Below are 22,921 nucleotides of genomic sequence, written 5' to 3'. Positions count from 1 at the left end.
TGATAAAGCCGTTTATTTCTACCTGGTAGCATGAACAGCGTGCACAGAATCCCCCATCACTGCGCCTTAACCCATTCCGCCACTTCCGCCCACTCACCGCGAAAGACAACTTTTTCCGCTTTTTTTTCAAGCTGATAGCGATACATCGGGTCGTAATATTCTTCAAGCAGCGGCACTAGCCAGGCCAGATGACCGTCGGTGCTGCCGGTGGTGAGTTGCGTTGTCAGCGCCGCATCCAGCCTTGCAGCCAGTTCGTTATAGCGTTGTAGTCCCAGCCGACGTTTAATCGCCGAAAGCCCGTGATGCAGGTATTCGCAATACTCCTGCCAGCCCTGTTCGTCGCCATAAGCGTGGGTAAAATCATGATGCATACGCAAGAAATACTCTTCGTTCAGGCGTTCAAGACGGATCTCAAACGGATCTTCTACCACCGCAATCGTCGCCTGAGTCATTCGTTCGCGCAGACATTCCGGCAGGTGATTCGAACCGATCATCCGGCTTTCATCTTCCAGCACCCACAAGCGCAAATTCTGACGGGCGTCGGTTTTTAGCATTTCGGCAGCCAGCAGGTTTTCAAAACTCGCCTGGCTAAGTTGTGGTTGTAACGTGCGACCAAAAGCAGAACCGCGATGGCGCGCCAGCCCTTCCAGATCAACACCGTTCGGTTGTTGTTGCACTAACAGCGTTTTGCCGCAGCCGGTACAACCGCCAATCAGCACTATCGGTTTTTGTGACAGTTCAATGGTCGCCTGAATCGCGGTCTGGCGCAGTGCCTTATAACCGCCTTCCACCAGCGGATAATCAATCCCCGCGTCATGCAGCCAGCGTTGCACAATATGCGAGCGCTGACCGCCACGGGCGCAGCAGAGAATACCGTGCGGATTTTGCAGGCACGCTGCCCGCCAGGCGTCCATGCGCTGCTGACGAATTTCACCCGCCACCAGTTTATGCCCCAGTGCCAGCGCCGCGTCTGACCCTTGCTGTTTATAGCAGATGCCAACGGCGGCGCGTTCATCGTTATTCATTAACGGCAGGTTGATAGCGGCGGGCATTGCGCCTTGCTCAAACTCGATGGGGGCGCGAACATCAATAATGGGCGTATCAGCAATCAGCAGGGCACGATAGTCCTGTTCCGTGTGTCTCTCTTGCATAGTAAAAAGTGAACCTCAAATCAGCTTGCGCGCTATTTTACGCGCCAACGCGCAAGGAAACTTGATTTTTAACTGCGTGGGTTGCCGAAAATTTCTAAAAATCCGCTGATTTCCGGCCTGCGCTGGGTAAACAAGGTCACAATATCTTCTACCGCTTTGCCGCTGCCAAATTTGCGCCATGCCAGACTCAATGGCGAAGGAGGGCGCATCGTTGGGATTACCCGGCTGACCAGTTGTTGATTATCGAGCATTGACTGGCAAAGTGATTTTGGCAAAAAACCAATGCCAACGCCCGCCAGATGGGCGGCGATTTTCGTTTCCATATCGGGAACAATAATCTCTTTTTGCCCCGGCAATCGCCAGGCGACGCGTTTGGTTAAGGTGCGGGCGCTGTCTTCAATATTGACCGCCGGAAAGCGCCGCAACTGTGCTTCTGTTAGCGGCTCTTCAACGTTCGCCAGCGGATGATCCGCCGCCATGACAAAGCGCCATTGCACCGATCCTAAGGGATCAAGACTAAAGGTATTTGCCAGCGCCTCGGTTCCCGTGACGCCGATAGCCAGTGAAAAACCTTCGTACAATAGCGAGTCCCAGACGCCCATATAGATTTGTCGGGAGATGTGAAATTGGGTAAACGGGTAACGTTCATTTAGCCACGCCAGCAGCCTGGCAACGGCCTGGGGGTTATAGAGCAGGTTGTTGATGACGATATTCACCTGGCGTTCCACGCCATCATTCACCTGTTGTAACTCGCTGGGCATACTTTCCAGCCAGCCCAGCCAGTCTCTGGCCTGACAAAGTAGATGCTCGCCAGCCGCCGTCAACGTCACGCTGCGAGTCGTGCGGAAAAACAGCGCCACTCCGGTATTCTCTTCCAGAAGTTTAATGCGATAACTGATCGTCGCCGTGGTTTTACATAATCGTTCTGCCGCTTTTGAAAAACTTCCTGTTTCAGCAACCGCAATGAAAGTCCGCAAGGTTTCTGGATCGAACATCTTCAGGTATCCCCTTTTAAATCCGCAAGTTGCGTGATTTTCTTATCCTCTGATTTATCAGTATTTTTACATGATAACCCTGTTCAATTTGTGGACTAAATCCAGTTTTGGAAAAATATTCCAACTTTTGTGTTGATGTTGTTCTCTTAAGGTTTTAGATTGCCTGTTATTGAAACCAAGCTGACCGGTCGGCGGTGGTTGAACGGAATTATGTTACAAGGACAAAAAGATGAAACTTCAGGTATTACCGTTAAGTCAGGAAGCCTTTAGTGCTTATGGCGACGTAATCGAAACGCAGAAACGGGATTTTTTCCATATTAACAATGGACTGGTGGAGCGTTACCACGATTTGGCGCTGGTTGAGATTCTTGAGCAAGACCGTACGCTTATCAGCATTAACCGCGCGCAACCGGCGAATCTGCCGCTGACTATTCACGAACTCGAACGTCATCCGCTGGGTACACAGGCCTTTATCCCGATGAAAGGTGAAGTGTTTGTGGTGGTGGTGGCGTTAGGTGACGACAAACCAGACCTGTCAACCCTGCGGGCGTTTATTACCAATGGCGAACAGGGAGTGAATTACCATCGTAACGTCTGGCATCACCCACTTTTCGCCTGGCAGCGCGTCACCGATTTTCTGACCATCGATCGCGGCGGCAGTGACAACTGTGATGTTGAAAGTATTCCTGAACAGGAACTCTGTTTTGCGTGACGCCTGCAACCGACTTGCATAAGATAAACGAATTGTTCATTGTTTATGCTCATTTGTAGGTCGGAGTTAACGTAGGTATGACGGAAGTTAGACGGCGCGGCAGGCCAGGACAGGCGGAGCCTGTGGCACAGAAGGGTGCACAGGCGTTAGAGCGGGGAATTGCGATTCTGCAATATCTGGAAAAAAGTGGGGGAAGTTCGTCGGTTAGCGATATCTCTCTCAATCTGGATTTGCCGCTCTCCACGACCTTTCGCTTGCTGAAGGTTTTACAGGCAGCGGATTTTGTCTATCAGGACAGTCAGTTAGGTTGGTGGCATATAGGATTAGGTGTCTTTAACGTCGGTGCAGCGTACATCCATAACCGCGATGTCCTCTCCGTCGCCGGGCCGTTTATGCGCCGCCTGATGTTACTTTCCGGCGAAACGGTCAATGTCGCGATCCGTAACGGCAATGAAGCGGTATTAATTGGTCAGTTAGAGTGTAAATCGATGGTCAGAATGTGTGCGCCGCTGGGCAGTCGTCTGCCGCTGCATGCTTCCGGTGCGGGCAAGGCGCTGCTTTATCCGCTGGCGGAAGAAGAGTTGATGAGCATCATTCTGCAAACCGGTTTGCAGCAGTTTACGCCAACGACGCTTGTGGATATGCCCACCTTGCTGAAGGACCTGGAACAAGCGCGTGAACTGGGCTATACCGTAGATAAAGAAGAGCATGTTGTCGGCCTGAATTGCATAGCTTCAGCAATTTACGATGATGTAGGTAGTGTTGTTGCCGCTATCTCCATCTCCGGGCCTTCATCAAGACTGACAGAAGATCGTTTTGTCAGTCAGGGTGAGCTGGTCAGAGACACCGCCCGCGATATCAGCACGGCGTTGGGACTGAAAGCACATCTATAGTGTCTGTCGTATCCCGCTCTGCGGAGCGGGTTTTTTTGACAAAATTTGAAAGTTGGAAAAATTTTCCAATTAATAGAGGTAGGAATAAAATGGCAAAAATGAGAGCCGTTGACGCGGCAATGTATGTGCTGGAGAAAGAAGGTATCACCACCGCCTTCGGCGTTCCGGGAGCTGCAATCAATCCGTTCTACTCAGCGATGCGTAAGCACGGCGGTATTCGTCACATTCTGGCGCGTCATGTGGAAGGTGCTTCGCACATGGCGGAAGGTTATACCCGCGCAACGGCAGGGAATATCGGCGTATGTCTGGGGACTTCCGGTCCTGCGGGCACGGACATGATCACCGCGCTCTATTCCGCATCTGCTGATTCCATTCCTATTCTGTGTATTACCGGCCAGGCTCCGCGCGCCCGTCTGCATAAAGAAGATTTCCAGGCCGTTGATATTGAAGCAATTGCTAAACCGGTCAGCAAAATGGCGGTTACAGTTCGTGAAGCGGCGCTGGTGCCTCGTGTGCTGCAACAGGCGTTTCACCTGATGCGTTCTGGTCGACCGGGTCCGGTACTGGTGGATTTACCGTTCGACGTACAGGTTGCGGAAATCGAGTTTGATCCTGATATGTACGAACCGCTGCCGGTCTACAAACCTGCTGCCAGCCGTATGCAGATCGAAAAAGCTGTAGAAATGTTAATCCAGGCCGAACGTCCGGTGATTGTTGCCGGAGGCGGGGTAATCAATGCTGACGCAGCTGCACTGTTACAACAGTTTGCTGAACTGACCAGCGTTCCGGTGATCCCAACGCTGATGGGCTGGGGTTGTATCCCGGATGACCACGAACTGATGGCCGGGATGGTGGGTCTGCAAACCGCGCATCGTTACGGTAACGCAACGCTGCTGGCTTCCGACATGGTATTTGGTATCGGTAACCGTTTTGCCAACCGTCATACCGGTTCGGTAGAGAAATACACCGAAGGGCGCAAAATCGTTCATATCGATATTGAGCCGACGCAAATTGGCCGCGTACTGTGTCCGGATCTTGGCATTGTCTCTGATGCTAAAGCGGCGCTGACGCTGCTGGTTGAAGTGGCGCAGGAGATGCAAAAAGCCGGTCGTCTGCCGTGTCGTAAAGAGTGGGTCGCCGACTGCCAGCAGCGCAAACGCACTTTGCTGCGCAAAACCCACTTCGACAACGTGCCGGTGAAACCGCAGCGCGTGTATGAAGAGATGAACAAAGCCTTTGGCCGCGATGTTTGTTATGTCACCACCATTGGCCTGTCACAAATCGCTGCGGCACAAATGCTGCATGTCTTTAAAGACCGCCACTGGATCAACTGTGGGCAGGCAGGCCCGCTGGGCTGGACGATTCCGGCGGCGCTGGGGGTTTGTGCCGCTGATCCAGAGCGCAATGTGGTGGCGATTTCCGGTGACTTCGACTTCCAGTTCCTGATTGAAGAATTAGCCGTTGGCGCACAGTTCAACATTCCGTACATCCATGTACTGGTCAATAACGCCTATCTGGGTCTGATTCGCCAGTCGCAACGTGCCTTTGATATGGATTACTGCGTACAGCTCGCGTTCGAAAATATTAACTCCAGCGAAGTGAACGGTTATGGCGTCGACCACGTAAAAGTAGCGGAAGGTTTAGGTTGTAAAGCAATTCGCGTTTTCAAACCGGAAGATATTGCACCAGCCTTTGAACAGGCGAAAATCTTAATGGCGCAATATCGGGTACCGGTAGTCGTGGAAGTTATTCTCGAGCGTGTGACCAATATTTCGATGGGCAGTGAACTGGATAACGTCATGGAATTTGAAGATATCGCCGATAACGCAGCGGATGCACCGACTGAAACCTGTTTCATGCACTATGAATAAGGGAGATAAATAATGTTACGTTTCTCTGCTAATTTATCGATGTTATTTGGTGAATATGATTTTCTCGCCCGTTTTGAGAAAGCTGCGCAGTGTGGTTTTCGCGGCGTTGAATTTATGTTCCCTTATGACTACGACATTGAAGAATTAAAACAGGTGCTGGCGAGTAATAAACTCGAACATACGCTGCACAATTTACCGGCAGGTGACTGGGCGGCGGGCGAGCGGGGTATTGCCTGTATTCCTGGCCGTGAAGAAGAGTTTCGGGATGGCGTAGCAGCAGCGATTCGTTATGCTCGTGCTCTGGGTAATAAAAAAATTAACTGTCTGGTCGGTAAAACGCCGACTGGTTTCAGCAGTGAACAGATTCACACAACGCTTGTAGAAAACCTACGTTATGCTGCGAATATGCTGATGAAAGAAGATATTTTATTACTGATTGAACCTATTAACCATTTTGATATTCCTGGTTTCCATCTCACCGGAACCCGGCAGGCACTGAAACTGATTGACGATGTTGGTTGCTGCAATTTGAAAATTCAGTATGACATTTATCACATGCAGCGGATGGAAGGTGAATTAACTAATACCATGACTCAGTGGGCCGATAAAATTGGTCACCTGCAAATTGCTGATAATCCGCATCGCGGCGAACCGGGAACCGGAGAAATTAATTACGAATATCTCTTTACGGTAATTGAAAATTCTGACTACAACGGTTGGGTTGGCTGTGAATATAAACCCCAAACCACCACGGAAGCCGGTTTACGCTGGATGGATCCGTACCGTTAAAACGTAACGCTATTCAGACAATGCTTTTTTAGGCCGCTAAGTTGGCAGGGGATCGTGTTGTCTGAATTCAGGAAAAGCGAAATTTAAAAGAGGTTAATTATGAAACTGGGATTTATTGGCTTAGGCATTATGGGTACACCGATGGCCATTAATCTGGCGCGTGCCGGTCATCAACTGCATGTCACAACCATTGGTCCGGTTGCTGATGAATTACTGTCACTGGGCGCCGTTAGTGTTGAAACTGCGCGCCAGGTAACAGATGCATCGGACATCATTTTTATTATGGTGCCGGATACGCCACAGGTTGAAGACGTTCTGTTTGGTGAAAATGGTTGTACCAAAGCCTCGCTGAAGGGCAAAACCATTGTTGATATGAGCTCCATTTCCCCGATTGAAACTAAACGTTTCGCTCGTCAGGTGAATGAACTGGGCGGCGATTATCTCGATGCGCCAGTCTCCGGCGGTGAAATCGGCGCGCGTGAAGGGACGTTATCGATTATGGTTGGCGGTGATGAAGCAGTATTTGAACGTGTAAAACCGCTGTTTGAACTGCTCGGTAAAAATATCACTCTCGTGGGCGGTAACGGCGACGGTCAAACCTGCAAAGTGGCAAATCAGATTATCGTGGCGCTCAATATTGAAGCGGTTTCTGAAGCCTTGTTGTTTGCTTCAAAAGCCGGTGCGGACCCGGTACGTGTGCGCCAGGCGCTGATGGGCGGCTTTGCTTCCTCACGTATTCTGGAAGTTCACGGTGAGCGCATGATTAAACGCACCTTTAATCCAGGTTTCAAAATTGCGCTGCACCAGAAAGATCTCAACCTGGCACTGCAAAGTGCGAAAGCACTGGCGCTGAACCTGCCAAACACCGCGACCTGCCAGGAATTGTTTAATACCTGTGCGGCAAACGGTGGCAGCCAGTTGGATCACTCTGCGTTAGTGCAGGCGCTGGAATTAATGGCTAACCATAAACTGGCCTGATACCCGCAATAAAAATGGCCGATATCAGAAAATGAATCGGCCAGCAATATTAAAAAAAGAAAGCAGCCAAAGATGTTGCTTCAGTATTAAAAATAATATTTTTATTTTATTTGTTCCTCATAGCTAGATTAAAACAACGTTATTCGATACGTGAAATTAAGAGGGATTTATGGAACATCAGAGAAAACTATTCCAGCAACGCGGCTATAGCGAAGATCTACTGCCGAAAACGCAAAGTCAGCGGACCTGGAAAACATTTAACTATTTTACCTTATGGATGGGTTCGGTTCATAACGTTCCCAATTATGTGATGGTTGGCGGCTTTTTTATTCTCGGCTTGTCTACCTTTAGTATTATGCTGGCAATTATCCTCAGTGCCTTTTTCATTGCCGCGGTAATGGTATTAAACGGTGCTGCGGGCAGTAAATACGGCGTACCGTTTGCCATGATCCTGCGTGCTTCTTACGGCGTACGTGGTGCACTGTTTCCCGGATTATTAAGAGGCGGTATTGCTGCCATTATGTGGTTTGGCCTGCAATGTTACGCGGGGTCACTGGCCTGCTTGATTCTGATTGGCAAAATCTGGCCGGGATTTTTGACTCTCGGTGGCGATTTCACGCTGTTAGGCCTTTCTCTACCGGGATTAATTACTTTTTTACTCTTCTGGCTGGTTAACGTTGGTATTGGTTTTGGCGGCGGAAAAGTTTTAAATAAATTCACTGCCATTCTTAACCCGTGCATCTATATCGTTTTCGGCGGTATGGCGATTTGGGCGATTTCGCTGGTCGGGATCGGTCCAATCTTTGACTACATTCCGGGCGGTATTCAGAAAGCAGAAAACAGTGGCTTCCTGTTTCTGGTGGTGATAAACGCGGTGGTTGCGGTCTGGGCGGCACCGGCGGTGAGCGCATCCGACTTTACGCAAAACGCCCACTCGTTTCGTGAGCAGGCGCTGGGGCAAACGCTGGGTTTAGTTGTGGCCTATATTCTGTTTGCGGTCGCCGGGGTATGTATTATTGCCGGAGCCAGTATTCATTACGGCGCTGACACCTGGAACGTGCTGGATATTGTTCAGCGTTGGGACAGCCTGTTCGCCTCGTTCTTTGCGGTACTGGTTATTCTGATGACGACTATCTCTACTAACGCCACCGGTAATATTATTCCGGCTGGTTATCAGATTGCCGCCATTGCACCGACGAAACTGACCTATAAAAACGGCGTACTGATTGCCAGTATTATCAGCCTGCTGATCTGCCCGTGGAAATTAATGGAAAATCAGGACAGTATTTATCTGTTCCTCGATATTATCGGCGGAATGCTTGGTCCGGTAATTGGTGTGATGATGGCGCATTATTTTGTCGTGATGCGTGGGCAAATTAATCTTGATGAACTGTATACCGCACCTGGCGATTATAAATATTACGATAACGGTTTTAACCTCACCGCGTTTTCAGTAACTCTGGTGGCCGTTATTTTATCTCTTGGCGGTAAGTTTATTCCCTTTATGGAACCGTTATCACGTGTTTCATGGTTTGTCGGCGTCATCGTCGCCTTTGCGGCCTACGCCTTATTAAAGAAACGTACAACAGCAGAAAAAACAGGAGAACAAAAAACCATAGGTTAATTAATCACGATATTGAACATTGAGTTAAAAACCAATCTGTATTTTACAAGGAGTTTGTTATGTCTTTTGATTTAATCATTAAAAACGGCACCGTTATTTTAGAAAACGAAGCTCGCGTTGTAGATATCGCCGTTAAAGACGGAAAAATTGCTGCTATCGGCCAGGATCTGGGCGATGCAAAAGACGTTATGGATGCGTCTGGTCTGGTGGTTTCGCCGGGCATGGTTGATGCGCACACCCATATTTCTGAACCGGGTCGCAGCCACTGGGAAGGTTATGAAACCGGTACTCGCGCAGCAGCAAAAGGTGGTATCACCACCATGATCGAAATGCCGCTCAACCAGCTGCCTGCAACGGTTGACCGCGCCTCAATTGAATTGAAGTTCGATGCCGCTAAAGGAAAGCTGACTATCGATGCGGCACAACTCGGTGGCCTGGTGTCTTACAACATTGACCGTCTGCATGAGTTGGATGAAGTGGGTGTTGTCGGTTTCAAATGCTTCGTTGCGACCTGTGGCGATCGCGGTATCGACAACGACTTCCGTGACGTCAATGACTGGCAATTCTTCAAAGGCGCGCAGAAGCTGGGTGAACTAGGCCAGCCGGTGCTGGTGCACTGCGAAAACGCGCTGATCTGTGACGCACTGGGCGAAGAAGCGAAGCGTGAAGGTCGCGTAACTGCCCATGACTATGTGGCTTCGCGTCCGGTATTTACCGAAGTGGAAGCGATTCGCCGCGTACTGTACCTGGCGAAAGTCGCTGGTTGCCGTCTGCACGTTTGCCACGTCAGCAGCCCGGAAGGTGTTGAGGAAGTGACTCGTGCACGTCAGGAAGGTCAGGATGTTACTTGTGAATCCTGCCCGCATTACTTTGTGCTGGATACCGATCAGTTCGAAGAAATCGGTACTCTGGCGAAGTGTTCACCGCCGATCCGCGATCTGGAAAACCAGAAAGGCATGTGGGAAAAACTGTTTAACGGTGAAATAGACTGCCTGGTTTCCGACCACTCTCCATGCCCGCCGGAAATGAAAGCCGGTAACATAATGAAAGCGTGGGGCGGTATCGCTGGTCTGCAAAGCTGCATGGACGTGATGTTCGATGAAGCGGTACAGAAACGCGGAATGTCTCTGCCAATGTTCGGCAAATTAATGGCGACTAACGCAGCAGATATTTTCGGTCTGCAGCAAAAAGGCCGTATCGCCCCAGGAAAAGATGCCGACTTCGTCTTCATTCAGCCGAATAGCAGCTATGTTCTTACCAATGACGATCTGGAATATCGCCACAAAGTCAGCCCGTATGTTGGCCGTACTATTGGCGCGCGTATCACGAAAACCATCTTACGTGGTGATGTGATTTACGATATCGAACAGGGCTTCCCTGTTGCGCCGAAAGGTCAATTTATCCTTAAACATCAGCAGTAATCTGGCCCTGCAATGCCCGTCCTTGTGGCGGGCATTCTCCGGTTAAGGTGTGTTTATGTTCAATTTTGCAGTGGGCCGCGAAAGCCTGTTATCAGGATTTCAGTGGTTTTTCTTTATTTTTTGCAACACGGTTGTGGTTCCTCCTACGCTACTTTCTGCTTTTCAGTTGCCGCAAAGTAGCCTGCTTACGCTCACGCAATATGCTTTTCTTGCTACCGCACTGGCCTGCTTCGCTCAGGCGTTCTGCGGTCATCGTCGCGCTATTATGGAGGGGCCGGGCGGCCTGTGGTGGGGAACCATCCTGACTATCACCCTTGGCGAAGCATCGCGCGGGACACCGATCAACGATATCGCTACCAGTCTGGCGGTGGGGATTGCGCTCTCCGGCGTGCTGACGATGTTGATTGGTTTTAGCGGATTAGGCCATCGCCTGGCACGGTTATTTACGCCGTCGGTGATGGTCTTGTTTATGTTGATGCTGGGTGCGCAACTGACCACTATCTTTTTCAAAGGTATGCTCGGGCTGCCGTTTGGCATAGCCGACCCGAATTTTAAAATTCAATTACCGCCGTTCGCGCTCTCGGTGGCGGTGATGTGCCTGGTACTGGCGATGATTATTTTCCTGCCACAACGTTTTGCCCGTTACGGCCTGCTGGTCGGTACGATAACCGGCTGGTTGTTGTGGTACTTTTGCTTTCCTTCTTCGCATTCGCTCTCCGGTGAGTTGCACTGGCAGTGGTTCCCGCTCGGCAGTGGCGGTGCTTTGTCGCCGGGGATTATTCTGACGGCGGTGATTACAGGTCTGGTAAATATCAGCAATACCTACGGTGCGATTCGGGGCACGGATGTTTTTTATCCGCAGCAGGGCGCGGGGAATACGCGTTATCGTCGCAGCTTTGTGGCGACCGGATTTATGACACTGATAACTGTGCCGCTGGCGGTAATTCCATTTTCACCGTTTGTTTCATCCATTGGTTTATTAACCCAGACAGGCGATTACACGCGGCGTTCGTTTATTTATGGCAGCGTTATTTGCCTGCTGGTGGCACTGGTTCCGGCACTCACGCGACTGTTTTGCAGTATCCCTTTACCCGTGAGTAGTGCGGTCATGCTGGTTTCTTATCTGCCTTTACTCTTTTCCGCGCTGGTGTTTAGCCAGCAAATAACCTTTACCGCTCGCAATATTTATCGACTCGCATTGCCGTTATTTGTCGGCATATTTTTAATGGCATTACCGCCTGTGTATCTGCAAGACCTTCCATTAACGCTGCGTCCTCTGCTCAGTAACGGCTTACTGGTCGGGATTTTACTGGCTGTTCTTATGGATAATCTTATTCCGTGGGAACGCATCGAATAATTTGTTGAAAAAGGATTGATAATGAAAATTGTCATTGCGCCAGACTCGTTTAAAGAGAGTTTAAGTGCAGAAAAATGTTGTCAGGCAATTAAAGCCGGGTTTTCGACCATATTTCCCGATGCGCACTATATCTGTTTGCCGATAGCGGATGGCGGCGAAGGGACGGTGGAGGCGATGGTCGCCGCGACGGGCGGCAACATCGTGACGCTTGAAGTCTGCGGGCCGATGGGCGAAACAGTGAATGCTTTTTATGGCCTTACCGGCGACGGGAAAACGGCGGTGATTGAGATGGCGGCGGCAAGCGGCCTGATGCTGGTCGCGCCTGAAAAGCGTAATCCGTTGCTGGCGTCAAGTTTTGGCACCGGAGAGCTGATTCGTCATGCGCTGGATAACGGCATTCGCCATATTATTCTCGGCATTGGCGGCAGTGCGACGGTCGACGGCGGTATGGGCATGGCGCAGGCGCTCGGTGTGCGTTTCCTTGATGCTGACGGTCAGGTGCTGGCGGCTAACGGCGGCAATTTAGCGCGCGTGGCAAGCATTGAGATGGATGAATGCGATCCGCGTCTGGCGAACTGCCATATTGAAGTAGCATGTGATGTTGATAACCCGCTGGTAGGGGCACGCGGCGCGGCGGCGGTGTTTGGTCCGCAAAAAGGGGCAACGCCGGAAATGGTCGAAGAACTGGAACAGGGGCTGCAAAATTACGCCCGTGTTTTACAACAGCAAACTGAAATTAATGTCTGCCAGATGGCGGGCGGCGGCGCTGCGGGCGGTATGGGCATTGCGGCGGCGGTATTCCTCAATGCGGATATTAAACCGGGTATTGAGATTGTGTTGAATGCGGTCAATCTGGCGCAGGCGGTGCAGGGTGCAGCACTGGTGATCACCGGGGAAGGGCGCATCGACTCGCAAACGGCAGGCGGTAAAGCTCCGCTGGGCGTGGCGTCGGTGGCGAAGCAGTTTAATGTCCCGGTGATTGGGATTGCTGGCGTATTGGGTGATGGCGTGGAAGTGGTGCACCAGTACGGCATTGATGCGGTATTCAGCATTTTGCCACGTCTGGCACCTTTAGCCGAAGTGCTCGCCAGCGGTGAAACCAATCTCTTCAACAGTGCGCGAAATATTGCCTGCGCCATTAAAATAGGTCAGGGAATTAAAAACTGACTATTACCTTTAAAGCGGATGCGATTTATATCGCATCTTTTTTTACCTGAATTGACTACAAAAAAAGCCACGGTATAAACCGTGGCAAAATCCAACATAGCTAAAAATAATCAGGCGAGTGGTATGACTTAAATCTCTACGTCGCGGTTGCAATCTTTCGAGTAAATATAGCTGAACGCTTCACCACGCCCTACGCCATAACCAGCCTGTAAAGAATAAGCGCCCATAAAGATGTAATCGCCTTTTTTCACCGGGATCCAGTTATTGTCGAGGTTATAAACCCCCTGACCGGAAAGAATATAGGCACCGTGTTCCTGAACATGGGTTTCGATATAACCGTGGCTGGCACCTGGTGCAAAAGAGAGGATATGCATGTTCATATCAAAACCTAACTCTTTGGGCAGAAAATCCAGCAGAATAACATCGTCCATGCCTTCATAATGAATGCGTTCCAGTTCGCTGGCATTGCCAGAAACCAGCCACGGCGCATGACCTTCTACCGGAATATAGCGACGCTTATATAAAAAGATTTGGCTGTCTTCGGCCTGGGCGTTAACAAACGTCATTAAGGAGCCTGGCGGGCAATAAAGATAGCCACCTTCGCTTAAGACAAATGTTTTCCCTTCGGCTTTGGCAGTGATATTTCCAGAGATCACATACAGGAACGTTTCAATGCCTTCGCCACCGAAGCCCTGTTGGTTGCCGCCGTTTTGATGCAGTGTGACCAGATAATCAACAAAAGAGGCACCCAGCTTTGGCGTGGAGAGGATTGTCGCGTCACAATTTTCAAAGCCCGGAATAATATTTTTTACCAGACCGTCTGGTGTTAACAGTGCGAAATTACCGTGTTTAACAATCGCACGGTTAGCCAGTAAATCTTCGCGGTAACCGGTGACGTTATTTAAATATCCCATTTATAACTCCTTATTTCTGCCAGGCAAGTTGATAAAGCATGAGTGCCAACGTTTTGACCCCTTCGGCAAGGTCGGTAATATTGGTGCGTTCCGCCGGGTTATGGCTGATCCCGTTGATGCTGGGAATGAAAATCATGCAGGTCGGCACGCGAGGCGCGAAAATTTGCGCGTCGTGCCCGGCACCACTGTGCATCACCCGGTAATTCAGTTTTTCGCTTTCACACAATTCTGTCAGGGTGGCGACCAGCTCCTTATTCATCGGCACGGGTTCTTCGTCCATCCATAAATCGATATCAATACCAATATCCATTTCATCGCAAATCGCCCGCATGTCGTTTTCTAACTGTTGGGTGAAATCGCGCAGCACGGTAGCGTCGGTATGACGACAATCAATGGTGAACGTGGTTTTACCCGGCACTACATTCACCGTATTCGGGCGCGGCTCTACTTTGCCAAAGGTCAGAACCAGCGGGTCGCCCATCTTTTTCGCTTTTTCGACAGACTGATGGCAAATGCGACTGAAAGCGTAAACCGTATCACGACGATAACCCATCGGCGTGGTGCCTGCATGGTTTGATTCGCCATTCAGCGTCACCGTATAACGACGCTGCCCGACAATTGCATTCACCACGCCAATTGATTGCCCATTACTTTCCAGCACACAGCCCTGTTCGATATGCAGTTCGACAAAGGCTTTAATATCCTGACGCGGAGTTAGTGGGGCGTTCGGCAGAGTAAATCCGCAAGCCTTCATCGCATCGACAAAACTATTTCCTTTGGCATCACAGATATTCCGCACGTCGTCAGGATTCGCCAGCCCAAAAATATTTTTACTGCCCCAGAAAACATACGGGAAGCGGCTGCCTTCTTCTTCTGCCATCGCCACCACTTCGACCGTACGTAACGGCGCGCCGTATTGCGTTTTCAGCCAGTCAATAGCCAGCCACGCCGCCAGCGCACCGAATTGCCCGTCGAGGTTACCGCCGTTAACCACGGTATCGATATGCGAACCGCTCAGAACCACTTCCTGTGGATATTCGGTGCCACTCAGGCGACCGTATAAATTCCCCACTTCATCGAAACGTGTTTCCAGCCCGCTTGCTGCCATTCTTTTTTTAAACTGCTGCTGGGTTTCCAGCCATTCCGGCGAATAAAGTAAACGGGTCATCCCACCCGCTGGGTCAGCGCCAAAAGAGGAAAGCCAGGGCAGCGTTTCTTCTATAGCTTGACGGAAATGTGTAATCATAAGAAAGTCCTGTCTCAATAATTATTGCGCAAAGGGATTTTTCGTTTCGTATGACGTGTTATAAAGCGCGTCGGAAATTAAATACTGGTAAATATCATCAACAATTTCGATGCCTTCGACGGCGGCTTTTCGTTGTTTAATATCCTGATCCTGTCCGGGATAATAAACCTGATTAAAACCGGGCGCGGGGGTAATGGTATTTAATTCGCGCATGGTCTGGCTAAGATGTTGACGGAATAATTCGCTGGAGGAGAAAAAGTTCGGGTTAATAACTATATGTAATTGCCCCAAATTACGCCCGGCGTGTAAATCGTCATACATCGAACTAACCTGTCGCCCGAACGGTAAGCCGAGTAAGACGCCTGAGAGGACGTCAATCATCATCATCAGGCCATACCCTTTCGGCCCAGCGGCGGGGAGCAGAGCATGTACCGCGAACGGATCGGTTGTTGGTGCACCGTTTTTATCGACTGCCCAGGTATCCGGGATAGACATATTGCGCGAGCGGGCGTCGAGCACTTTTCCCCATGCCTGTACGGTAGTCGCCATATCAAAGGTAAGGATCTCGTCGCCTTCTCCCGGCGCGGCAAAGGCCAGTGGGTTAGTGCCGTAGTAAATTTCCGCGCCGCCAAACGGCACCACCATTGGATCGGACTGGCACAGCGAAATGCCAATTAATCCGGCGCGGGCTGCCTGCTGCACAAAATAAGAGATTGCGCCGCTGTGACCCATCCGGCTGATACCGACCACCGCAACGCCTTTTTGCTGGGCGGTTTTGATGGCATGTTCCATACCCATTTTCGCTGCGACCTGTCCGGCGGCATTGTCGGCATGTAAAATTGCCGAGCACGGTCCGGTTTCCTCAAGACGAAACTCCGGTTCGCGGTTGGTGCCGCCTTTTGAAATGCGTTCGGCGTAGTATTCAACGCGCACCGCGCCATGAGAGTGGATCCCTCTGGCATCGGCGTAAACCAATACTTCAGCCACGGTTGCAGCGTGCTCACGTTTTAACCCAGCCTGGCAGAGTTTATTCTCGATTAGCTGGTGGAGTGTTTCCCGACTGATTTTCATCTGTCTTCCTTTTTAACGACGATGTGAAGCATGACTGCAATTAACATACAGGGAAAATATCTGGATTATGTGATCCAGACAGGCAAAAAAATATAGTTAGAATTTATTTGATAATCCGCTCGCTTTTAACCTGGTTTTTAAAACAACCACGCTTATTAAAAAATAACGCGTAATAGCCCGGCGGTTATTTGAATTCTTTTGTTAATAATCCCTGTGTGATATTCATCACCTTATTTACTCGTTGTCATCGATACCGTAATCGCCACATTAACACTGCTCGTGCAATTGCCATGGGTGCAATTTTTAAGGAGTTGTTATGATCCACGCCTTTATTAAAAAAGGGTGTTTTCAGGATTCGGTCAGTTTAATGATTATTTCACGAAAACTCAGCGAATCAGAAAATGTTGATGATGTTTCCGTAATGATGGGTACGCCCGCCAATAAAGCGTTATTAGATACTACAGGTTTCTGGCATGACGATTTTAATCACGCCACGCCGAACGATATTTGCGTGGCAATTCGTAGCGAAGCGGCGGATGCGGGGATCGCGCAGGCGGTTATGCAGCAGCTTGAAGAGGCGCTAAAACAACTGGCGCAGGGTTCAGGCAGCAGCCAGGCGTTGACGCAGGTGCGTCGCTGGGACAGTGCCAGTCAGAAATTACCCGATGCCAATCTGGCGCTGATTTCAGTGGCTGGTGAGTATGCGGCGGAGCTGGCGAACCAGGCGCTGGATCGCAACCTCAACGTGATGATGTTCTCCGATAACGTCACGCTGGAAGATGAAATCCAACTTAAAACCCGCGCGCGGGAAAAAGGCTTGCTGGTGATGGGGCCAGACTGCGGTACGTCGATGATTGCCGCCACGCCGCTGGCTTTTGCTAACGTGATGCCGGAAGGCAACATTGGCGTCATAGGCGCTTCCGGTACCGGGATTCAGGAGCTGTGCTCACAGATTGCGCTGGCAGGGGAGGGAATTACTCACGCGATTGGTCTTGGCGGGCGCGATCTCAGCCGTGAAGTGGGCGGCATCAGTGCGCTAACGGCGCTGGAAATGCTCAGTGCAGACGAGAAAAGCGAAGTGCTGGCATTTGTTTCAAAACCACCTGCCGAAACTGTGCGTCTGAAAATTGTTAATGCCATGAAAGCAACTGGCAAACCGACGGTGGCGCTGTTTTTAGGTTATACCCCGGCGGTGGCCCGCGACGAGAATGTCTGGTTTGCCTCCTCGCTGGATGAGGCCGCTCGTCTGGCTTGTCTGCTTTCACGCGTCACTGCGCGACGTAACGCGATAGCGCCTGTCAGCAGCGGATTTATTTGCGGTTTGTATACCGGCGGTACGCTGGCTGCTGAAGCGGCGGGATTACTTGCCGGACACCTTGGCGTGGAAGCCGACGATACCCATCAACATGGCATGATGCTGGACGCCGACGGACATCAGATCCTCGACCTGGGCGATGATTTTTACACCGTCGGGCGTCCCCATCCGATGATCGACCCGACCTTACGCAACCTGTTAATTGCCGATCTCGGCGCTAAACCGCAAGTGCGCGTGTTGCTGCTTGATGTCGTGATTGGCTTCGGTGCGACCGCCGATCCTGCCGCCTCGCTGGTGAGCGCCTGGCAAAAAGCCTGTGCCGCGCGTTCAGACAATCAACCACTGTATGCCATTGCCACGGTGACAGGCACTGAACGTGACCCGCAATGCCGCTCGCAGCAAATCGCCACGCTGGAAGATGCGGGGATCGCGGTAGTGAGTTCGCTACCGGAAGCCACCTTGCTGGCTGCGGCGTTAATTCATCCGCTCCCGTCAGCCACACAGCAACACACACCGTCATTACTGGAAAACGTCGCCGTGATTAACATCGGATTACGCAGCTTTGCGCTGGAGCTACAAAGCGCCAGCAAACCGGTTGTGCATTACCAATGGTCGCCAGTCGCCGGCGGCAATAAAAAACTGGCTCGTTTATTAGAACGTTTGCAATAAGGGGTTCCCATGTTTACATCAGTGGCGCAAGCCAATGCTGCGGTTATCGAACAAATTCGTCGCGCTCGTCCACACTGGCTGGATGTGCAACCGGCTTCTTCACTTATCAGCGAACTAAACAAGGGCAAAACACTGCTTCACGCCGGGCCGCCAATGCGCTGGCAGGAGATGACCGGGCCAATGAAAGGGGCGTGCGTGGGCGCATGTCTGTTCGAAGGCTGGGCGAAAGATGAAGCGCAGGCACAGGCAATGCTGGAGCAGGGGGAAGTGAACTTCATTCCTTGTCACCATGTGAATGCTGTCGGGCCAATGGGTGGCATTACTTCTGCCAGTATGCCGATGCTGGTGGTCGAGAACGTGACCGACGGCAACCGGGCGTACTGCAACCTCAACGAAGGTATCGGAAAAGTGATGCGTTTTGGCGCTTACGGCGAAGATGTCCTGACTCGCCATCGCTGGATGCGCGATGTGTTAATGCCAGTATTAAGCGCGGCGCTGGGGCGCATGGAGCGCGGTATCGATCTCACGGCAATGATGGCGCAGGGCATTACCATGGGCGATGAGTTCCATCAACGCAATATTGCTTCCTCTGCACTGTTAATGCGTGCGCTGGCTCCACAAATTGCTCGCCTCGATCATGATAAACAGCACATTGCGGAAGTGATGGATTTCCTCAGCGTGACCGATCAGTTCTTCCTCAACCTCGCGATGGCCTACTGCAAGGCGGCGATGGATGCAGGCGCGATGATCCGCGCAGGCAGCATCGTTACGGCTATGACCCGCAACGGCAATATGTTCGGGATTCGGGTCAGCGGGCTGGGTGAACGCTGGTTTACGGCGCCTGTAAACACTCCGCAAGGTCTGTTTTTCACCGGCTTCTCGCAGGAGCAGGCGAACCCGGATATGGGCGATAGCGCGATTACCGAAACCTTTGGTATCGGAGGTGCGGCAATGATCGCCGCACCTGGCGTAACGCGCTTTGTCGGTGCGGGTGGCATGGAAGCGGCCAGAGCGGTATCTGAAGAGATGGCGGAAATTTACCTTGAACGCAATATGCAATTGCAGATCCCCGGCTGGGATTTCCAGGGGGCGTGCCTGGGGCTGGACATTCGTCGCGTGGTAGAAACCGGCATTACGCCACTCATCAATACCGGTATCGCCCATAAAGAGGCGGGGATCGGGCAGATTGGCGCAGGCACCGTGCGGGCACCGCTGGCGTGCTTTGAACAGGCGCTGGAAGCACTGGCTGAAAGCATGGGGATTGGTTGAGGAACGCACAATGACGATCATCCATCCTCTACTTGCCAGCCGTAGCGCACCGAATTATCGCCAGTCCTGGCGGTTAGCGGGAGTGTGGCGGCGGGCGATTAACCTGATGACGGAAAGCGGCGAACTGTTAACGCTGCATCGTCAGGGGAGTGGTTTCGGCCCCGGCGGATGGGTGCTTCGCCGCGCGCAATTCGATGCGTTATGCGGTGGATTATGCGGCAATGAACGACCACAGGTTGTGGCACAAGGGATTCGTCTCGGGCGTTTCACGGTTAAACAGCCACAGCGTTATTGTTTGCTACGTATTACGCCGCCTGCGCATCCTCAACCGCTTGCCGTTGCATGGATGCAACGCGCGGAGGAAACCGGGCTTTTCGGGCCACTGGCATTGGCGGCAAGCGATCCGCTGCCTGCTGAATTACGCCAGTTTCGTCACTGTTTTCAGGCCGCGCTCAATGGCGTTAAGACCGACTGGCGGCACTGGCTGGGTAAAGGCCCCGGATTAACGCCAAGTCATGATGACACGCTGAGCGGAATGCTGCTGGCGGCCTGGTATTATGGCGCTTTAGATGCGCGCTCCGGTCGCCCGTTTTTTGCCTGTTCCGACAATCTTCAACTCGTTACCACTGCGGTGAGCGTCAGTTATTTACGTTATGCCGCGCAAGGATATTTCGCCTCGCCACTCCTGCACTTTGTTCATGCTCTGAGTTGCCCGAAACGTACCGCAGCGGCGATCGATTCGCTGCTGGCGCTGGGGCATACGTCAGGGGCCGATACGCTGCTGGGGTTCTGGCTTGGCCAACAATTATTACAAGGGAAACCATGAAAACACTGGTTGTGGCTCTTGGGGGCAACGCCTTACTCCAGCGCGGTGAGGCGCTGACGGCAAAAAATCAATATCGCAATATTGCCAGTGCTGTACCCGCGCTGGCGCGCCTGGCCCGTTCTTATCGGCTGGCGATTGTTCACGGCAACGGGCCGCAGGTGGGGCTGCTGGCGTTACAGAATCTGGCGTGGAAAGAGGTAGAACCGTATCCGCTGGATGTACTGGTGGCGGAAAGCCAGGGGATGATTGGCTATATGCTGGCGCAGGGCTTGAGCGCACAGCCGCAGATGCCGCCTGTCACGACGGTGCTGACGCGCATTGAGGTTTCGCCTGATGATCCGGCGTTTTTACAGCCAGAGAAATTTATTGGTCCGGTTTATCAGCCAGAAGAACAAGAGGCACTGGAAGCGGCTTACGGCTGGCAGATGAAACGTGATGGTAAATATTTACGCCGGGTGGTAGCGTCTCCGCAACCGCGTAAAATTCTCGACAGCGAAGCCATCGAGTTGTTGCTCAAAGAGGGGCATGTGGTGATTTGCAGTGGCGGCGGCGGTGTGCCTGTGGCGGAAGACGGGGCAGGGAGTGAAGCGGTGATTGATAAAGATCTCGCCGCTGCGTTGCTCGCCGAGCAGATTAATGCCGATGGACTGGTGATCCTCACCGATGCTGATGCGGTATATGAAAACTGGGGAACGCCGCAGCAACGTGCCATTCGCCGTGCCACACCGGATGAGTTAGCGCCATTTGCCAAAGCCGATGGTTCGATGGGGCCGAAGGTAACGGCGGTGAGTGGTTATGTCAGAAGCCGTGGTAAACCCGCGTGGATTGGGGCGTTATCGCGGATTGAAGAGACGCTGGCGGGCGAAGCGGGGACTTGTATTTCGCTGTAGTGATTGGGGTATTTGGCAAGAATTAAGGCTCTGAGAAAGATTCCAAACCCCAAATAAGAACGCGGACAGTCCCCTCGCCCCTGTGGGGAGAGGGTTAGGGTGAGGGGGAAAACTGCTTGCGCATTAGCTTTTAAGCAGGTTTGTGCACCAGGTTAACTGAACTTGCTCTGCGCCCACATCACGCCGCTGGCATACTCCGGCGGCAGCAGTGGGATTAAGGCTTCCAGCGTCGCGGTCAGACGCGATGTGTCGCTGTCGGTCAAATTCAAATGCCCCACTTTACGGCCCGGACGGACTTCTTTGTCGTACCAGTGCAGATGCACAAGCGGCAGTTTCAGCCAGTCATAATTCAGATCGCTACCAATCAGATTGATCATCACCGACGGATTATTCACTACTGGTTGCGGTAACGGCAGATCGGTAATCGCCCGCAGATGTAGCTCAAACTGGCTGATGCTGGCACCGTTTTGTGTCCAGTGCCCACTGTTATGCACACGCGGAGCCAGTTCGTTGATCAGCAGACCTTGCGGCGTGACAAAACACTCCATCGCCATCACGCCCACATAGCTCAGCTCCTGCATAATCGCCGACAACATCTCTTCAGCTTGCGCCTGTTGCTGTGCATTGGCCTGCGGGAAAGCGACGCTGGTGCGCAAAATGCCGTTCTGATGCAGGTTATGCGTCAGCGGATAAAACACGGTGCTGCCATCAAAGCCGCGCGCGCCAACCAGCGACACTTCACCTGAGAAGTTTATGCCCTGCTCGACAATACATTCGCCGTAGCATTCAGCCGGTAACTGTTCGGTTTCATCGGCGCGTAAACGCCATTGACCGCGTCCGTCATAGCCACCAGTGCGACGTTTAACAATCGCCAGCTCACCTAAACGATCAAACACCGCAGGCCACTCGCTGTGTTCGGAAAGTAACTGCCACGGTGCGGTCGGCAGGTGGAGCTTATCGAAAAGCTGCTTCTGAGTCAGACGGTCAGCAATAATCGGGAACACATCGCGGTTCACAAAGGCCGGATGGCGCGCCAGCTCGCGGGTTAATGCGGTTTCCGGCCAGCGTTCTATCTCAGCGGTAATCACGCTTTGTTGAAAAGGCACCGCCGCCGGTTCAGCGTCCAGCCCGACTGGCCAGACAGCAATGCCTAACGGTTCGCCTGCCTGACGCAGCATACGGCCTAACTGCCCGTTACCGAGGACGCAAACCTGTTTCATGCCGCACCTCGCGGGTCCGGGTTTTCCAGCACTTCATCAGTTTGTGCTTTGCGCCATTCATTCAGACGCTGGTGCAGTTCTTTATCATGAGTCGCAAGAATTTGTGCTGCCAGTAACGCCGCGTTTGCCGCGCCAGCTTTACCAATCGCCAGCGTACCCACCGGAATGCCGCGCGGCATTTGTACGATGGAGTAGAGGCTATCGACACCGCTCAGTGCGGCGCTCTGTACTGGCACGCCCAGCACCGGCACCAGCGTTTTGGCGGCAATCATGCCAGGCAGGTGCGCTGCGCCGCCTGCGCCCGCAATAATCACCTGATAACCGTTCTCTTCGGCGCTTTCGGCGAAGCTGAACAGTTTATCGGGGGTGCGGTGAGCAGAAACCACTTCAACGTGGTGCGGGACATTCAGGATTTCGAAGATTTCGGCGGCGAACTGCATGGTAGCCCAGTCGCTTTTGGACCCCATCACGATGGCGACACGCGCCGGATTATTGCGGGAAGACATGCGTCTTAAAACTCCTGTGGTGCACAACTCTCGGCTT

Annotated in this window: 20 protein-coding genes; 13 read left to right on the top strand and 7 right to left on the bottom strand. The window is 52.0% G+C overall.

The features are described from left to right. Positions 1-56 precede the first annotated feature (56 nt). Both mnmH and allS read right to left on the bottom strand, forming a co-directional pair. Positions 57-1,151, bottom strand: a complete 1,095-nt coding sequence (gene mnmH, locus EAS44_RS18155; protein WP_001157952.1) for a tRNA 2-selenouridine(34) synthase MnmH — start codon at positions 1,149-1,151, stop codon at positions 57-59. Between the two features lie 68 nt (positions 1,152-1,219). Further along, positions 1,220-2,146 carry an HTH-type transcriptional activator AllS gene (allS, locus tag EAS44_RS18150; protein ID WP_000460112.1) on the bottom strand — a complete coding sequence of 309 codons (927 nt, stop codon included), beginning with the start codon at positions 2,144-2,146 and terminating at the stop codon, positions 1,220-1,222. A 229-nt stretch (positions 2,147-2,375) separates the two neighbouring features. On the opposite strand from allS, the gene allA reads away from it, so the two are divergent. The 9 genes from allA (at position 2,376) to glxK (ending at position 12,958) form a co-directional block, all read left to right on the top strand. Beyond that, positions 2,376-2,858: an ureidoglycolate lyase gene (gene allA, locus EAS44_RS18145; RefSeq protein WP_000776372.1), complete on the top strand. Its 483-nt coding sequence runs from the start codon at positions 2,376-2,378 to the stop codon at positions 2,856-2,858. 77 nt (positions 2,859-2,935) lie between these two features. Further along, on the top strand, positions 2,936-3,751 hold the full coding sequence (gene allR / locus EAS44_RS18140; protein ID WP_000141274.1) for an HTH-type transcriptional repressor AllR: 816 nt from the start codon (positions 2,936-2,938) through the stop codon (positions 3,749-3,751). Positions 3,752-3,840: 89 nt separating this feature from the next. Beyond that, complete coding sequence (gcl, locus tag EAS44_RS18135) at positions 3,841-5,622, top strand: glyoxylate carboligase (RefSeq protein WP_001331491.1); 1,782 nt, start codon at positions 3,841-3,843, stop codon at positions 5,620-5,622. 12 nt (positions 5,623-5,634) lie between these two features. Continuing rightward, on the top strand, positions 5,635-6,411 hold the full coding sequence (gene hyi, locus EAS44_RS18130; RefSeq protein WP_000943566.1) for a hydroxypyruvate isomerase: 777 nt from the start codon (positions 5,635-5,637) through the stop codon (positions 6,409-6,411). A 99-nt stretch (positions 6,412-6,510) separates the two neighbouring features. Beyond that, complete coding sequence (gene glxR / locus EAS44_RS18125; RefSeq protein ID WP_000765828.1) at positions 6,511-7,389, top strand: 2-hydroxy-3-oxopropionate reductase; 879 nt, start codon at positions 6,511-6,513, stop codon at positions 7,387-7,389. 169 nt (positions 7,390-7,558) lie between these two features. Next, positions 7,559-9,013 (top strand): allantoin transporter, encoded by a 1,455-nt coding sequence (gene allW / locus EAS44_RS18120; protein ID WP_000401115.1) that lies wholly within the window; start codon positions 7,559-7,561, stop codon positions 9,011-9,013. A 59-nt stretch (positions 9,014-9,072) separates the two neighbouring features. Beyond that, positions 9,073-10,434 carry an allantoinase AllB gene (gene allB / locus EAS44_RS18115; RefSeq protein ID WP_000006873.1) on the top strand — a complete coding sequence of 454 codons (1,362 nt, stop codon included), beginning with the start codon at positions 9,073-9,075 and terminating at the stop codon, positions 10,432-10,434. Between the two features lie 55 nt (positions 10,435-10,489). After that, positions 10,490-11,791: a uracil/xanthine transporter gene (gene ybbY, locus EAS44_RS18110; RefSeq protein ID WP_001298336.1), complete on the top strand. Its 1,302-nt coding sequence runs from the start codon at positions 10,490-10,492 to the stop codon at positions 11,789-11,791. 21 nt (positions 11,792-11,812) lie between these two features. Beyond that, entirely contained in the window at positions 11,813-12,958 is a 1,146-nt protein-coding gene (gene glxK / locus EAS44_RS18105) for a glycerate 3-kinase (RefSeq protein ID WP_001331490.1), read from the top strand. A gap of 128 nt (positions 12,959-13,086) precedes the next feature. On the opposite strand, the gene allE is transcribed toward glxK, so the two are convergent. The 3 genes from allE to allD are packed head-to-tail and all read right to left on the bottom strand — an operon-like array spanning position 13,087 to position 16,189. Continuing rightward, a complete protein-coding gene (gene allE, locus EAS44_RS18100; protein ID WP_000541000.1) occupies positions 13,087-13,872 on the bottom strand; it encodes a (S)-ureidoglycine aminohydrolase in 786 nt (261 codons plus the stop codon). Between the two features lie 10 nt (positions 13,873-13,882). After that, the gene (gene allC, locus EAS44_RS18095) at positions 13,883-15,118 is read right to left on the bottom strand and encodes an allantoate deiminase (RefSeq protein WP_001313636.1); all 1,236 of its coding nucleotides are present in this window, start codon (positions 15,116-15,118) and stop codon (positions 13,883-13,885) included. 21 nt (positions 15,119-15,139) lie between these two features. Then, positions 15,140-16,189: an ureidoglycolate dehydrogenase gene (allD, locus tag EAS44_RS18090; RefSeq protein WP_000703882.1), complete on the bottom strand. Its 1,050-nt coding sequence runs from the start codon at positions 16,187-16,189 to the stop codon at positions 15,140-15,142. A gap of 316 nt (positions 16,190-16,505) precedes the next feature. Between allD and fdrA the strand changes: the two genes are divergently transcribed. From fdrA to ybcF, 4 genes are read left to right on the top strand one after another with little or no spacing between them, the layout of a single operon-like run. Continuing rightward, the gene (gene fdrA / locus EAS44_RS18085; protein WP_000580811.1) at positions 16,506-18,173 is read left to right on the top strand and encodes an acyl-CoA synthetase FdrA; all 1,668 of its coding nucleotides are present in this window, start codon (positions 16,506-16,508) and stop codon (positions 18,171-18,173) included. Positions 18,174-18,182: 9 nt separating this feature from the next. After that, positions 18,183-19,442: a DUF1116 domain-containing protein gene (gene ylbE, locus EAS44_RS18080; protein WP_000495399.1), complete on the top strand. Its 1,260-nt coding sequence runs from the start codon at positions 18,183-18,185 to the stop codon at positions 19,440-19,442. 10 nt (positions 19,443-19,452) lie between these two features. Then, on the top strand, positions 19,453-20,268 hold the full coding sequence (ylbF, locus tag EAS44_RS18075) for a DUF2877 domain-containing protein (protein WP_001295842.1): 816 nt from the start codon (positions 19,453-19,455) through the stop codon (positions 20,266-20,268). Further along, complete coding sequence (gene ybcF / locus EAS44_RS18070) at positions 20,265-21,158, top strand: carbamate kinase (RefSeq protein ID WP_000855406.1); 894 nt, start codon at positions 20,265-20,267, stop codon at positions 21,156-21,158. The genes ylbF and ybcF overlap by 4 nt, the downstream gene beginning before the upstream one ends. 152 nt (positions 21,159-21,310) lie before the next feature. Here the strand turns inward: ybcF and purK are convergent, their stop codons facing one another. Both purK and purE read right to left on the bottom strand, forming a co-directional pair. Continuing rightward, positions 21,311-22,378 carry a 5-(carboxyamino)imidazole ribonucleotide synthase gene (gene purK, locus EAS44_RS18065; RefSeq protein ID WP_000815578.1) on the bottom strand — a complete coding sequence of 356 codons (1,068 nt, stop codon included), beginning with the start codon at positions 22,376-22,378 and terminating at the stop codon, positions 21,311-21,313. Next, complete coding sequence (gene purE / locus EAS44_RS18060; protein ID WP_001298348.1) at positions 22,375-22,884, bottom strand: 5-(carboxyamino)imidazole ribonucleotide mutase; 510 nt, start codon at positions 22,882-22,884, stop codon at positions 22,375-22,377. The genes purK and purE overlap by 4 nt, the downstream gene beginning before the upstream one ends. Positions 22,885-22,921 lie beyond the last annotated feature (37 nt).

This window comes from Escherichia coli DSM 30083 = JCM 1649 = ATCC 11775 (assembly GCF_003697165.2).
Classification (GTDB): Bacteria; Pseudomonadota; Gammaproteobacteria; order Enterobacterales; family Enterobacteriaceae; genus Escherichia; species Escherichia coli.
Note: the sequence above shows the minus strand (reverse complement) of the source record. Positions and strands in the feature narration are given on the sequence as shown.

Excerpts from the sequence above, each read along its gene's own strand:
- mnmH (WP_001157952.1), bottom strand. The coding sequence starts at position 1,151 with ATGCAAGAGAGACACACGGAACAGGACTATCGTGCCCTGCTGATTGCT.
- allS (WP_000460112.1), bottom strand. The coding sequence starts at position 2,146 with ATGTTCGATCCAGAAACCTTGCGGACTTTCATTGCGGTTGCTGAAACA.
- allA (WP_000776372.1), top strand. The coding sequence starts at position 2,376 with ATGAAACTTCAGGTATTACCGTTAAGTCAGGAAGCCTTTAGTGCTTAT.
- allR (WP_000141274.1), top strand. The coding sequence starts at position 2,936 with ATGACGGAAGTTAGACGGCGCGGCAGGCCAGGACAGGCGGAGCCTGTG.
- gcl (WP_001331491.1), top strand. The coding sequence starts at position 3,841 with ATGGCAAAAATGAGAGCCGTTGACGCGGCAATGTATGTGCTGGAGAAA.
- hyi (WP_000943566.1), top strand. The coding sequence starts at position 5,635 with ATGTTACGTTTCTCTGCTAATTTATCGATGTTATTTGGTGAATATGAT.
- glxR (WP_000765828.1), top strand. The coding sequence starts at position 6,511 with ATGAAACTGGGATTTATTGGCTTAGGCATTATGGGTACACCGATGGCC.
- allW (WP_000401115.1), top strand. The coding sequence starts at position 7,559 with ATGGAACATCAGAGAAAACTATTCCAGCAACGCGGCTATAGCGAAGAT.
- allB (WP_000006873.1), top strand. The coding sequence starts at position 9,073 with ATGTCTTTTGATTTAATCATTAAAAACGGCACCGTTATTTTAGAAAAC.
- ybbY (WP_001298336.1), top strand. The coding sequence starts at position 10,490 with ATGTTCAATTTTGCAGTGGGCCGCGAAAGCCTGTTATCAGGATTTCAG.
- glxK (WP_001331490.1), top strand. The coding sequence starts at position 11,813 with ATGAAAATTGTCATTGCGCCAGACTCGTTTAAAGAGAGTTTAAGTGCA.
- allE (WP_000541000.1), bottom strand. The coding sequence starts at position 13,872 with ATGGGATATTTAAATAACGTCACCGGTTACCGCGAAGATTTACTGGCT.
- allC (WP_001313636.1), bottom strand. The coding sequence starts at position 15,118 with ATGATTACACATTTCCGTCAAGCTATAGAAGAAACGCTGCCCTGGCTT.
- allD (WP_000703882.1), bottom strand. The coding sequence starts at position 16,189 with ATGAAAATCAGTCGGGAAACACTCCACCAGCTAATCGAGAATAAACTC.
- fdrA (WP_000580811.1), top strand. The coding sequence starts at position 16,506 with ATGATCCACGCCTTTATTAAAAAAGGGTGTTTTCAGGATTCGGTCAGT.
- ylbE (WP_000495399.1), top strand. The coding sequence starts at position 18,183 with ATGTTTACATCAGTGGCGCAAGCCAATGCTGCGGTTATCGAACAAATT.
- ylbF (WP_001295842.1), top strand. The coding sequence starts at position 19,453 with ATGACGATCATCCATCCTCTACTTGCCAGCCGTAGCGCACCGAATTAT.
- ybcF (WP_000855406.1), top strand. The coding sequence starts at position 20,265 with ATGAAAACACTGGTTGTGGCTCTTGGGGGCAACGCCTTACTCCAGCGC.
- purK (WP_000815578.1), bottom strand. The coding sequence starts at position 22,378 with ATGAAACAGGTTTGCGTCCTCGGTAACGGGCAGTTAGGCCGTATGCTG.
- purE (WP_001298348.1), bottom strand. The coding sequence starts at position 22,884 with ATGTCTTCCCGCAATAATCCGGCGCGTGTCGCCATCGTGATGGGGTCC.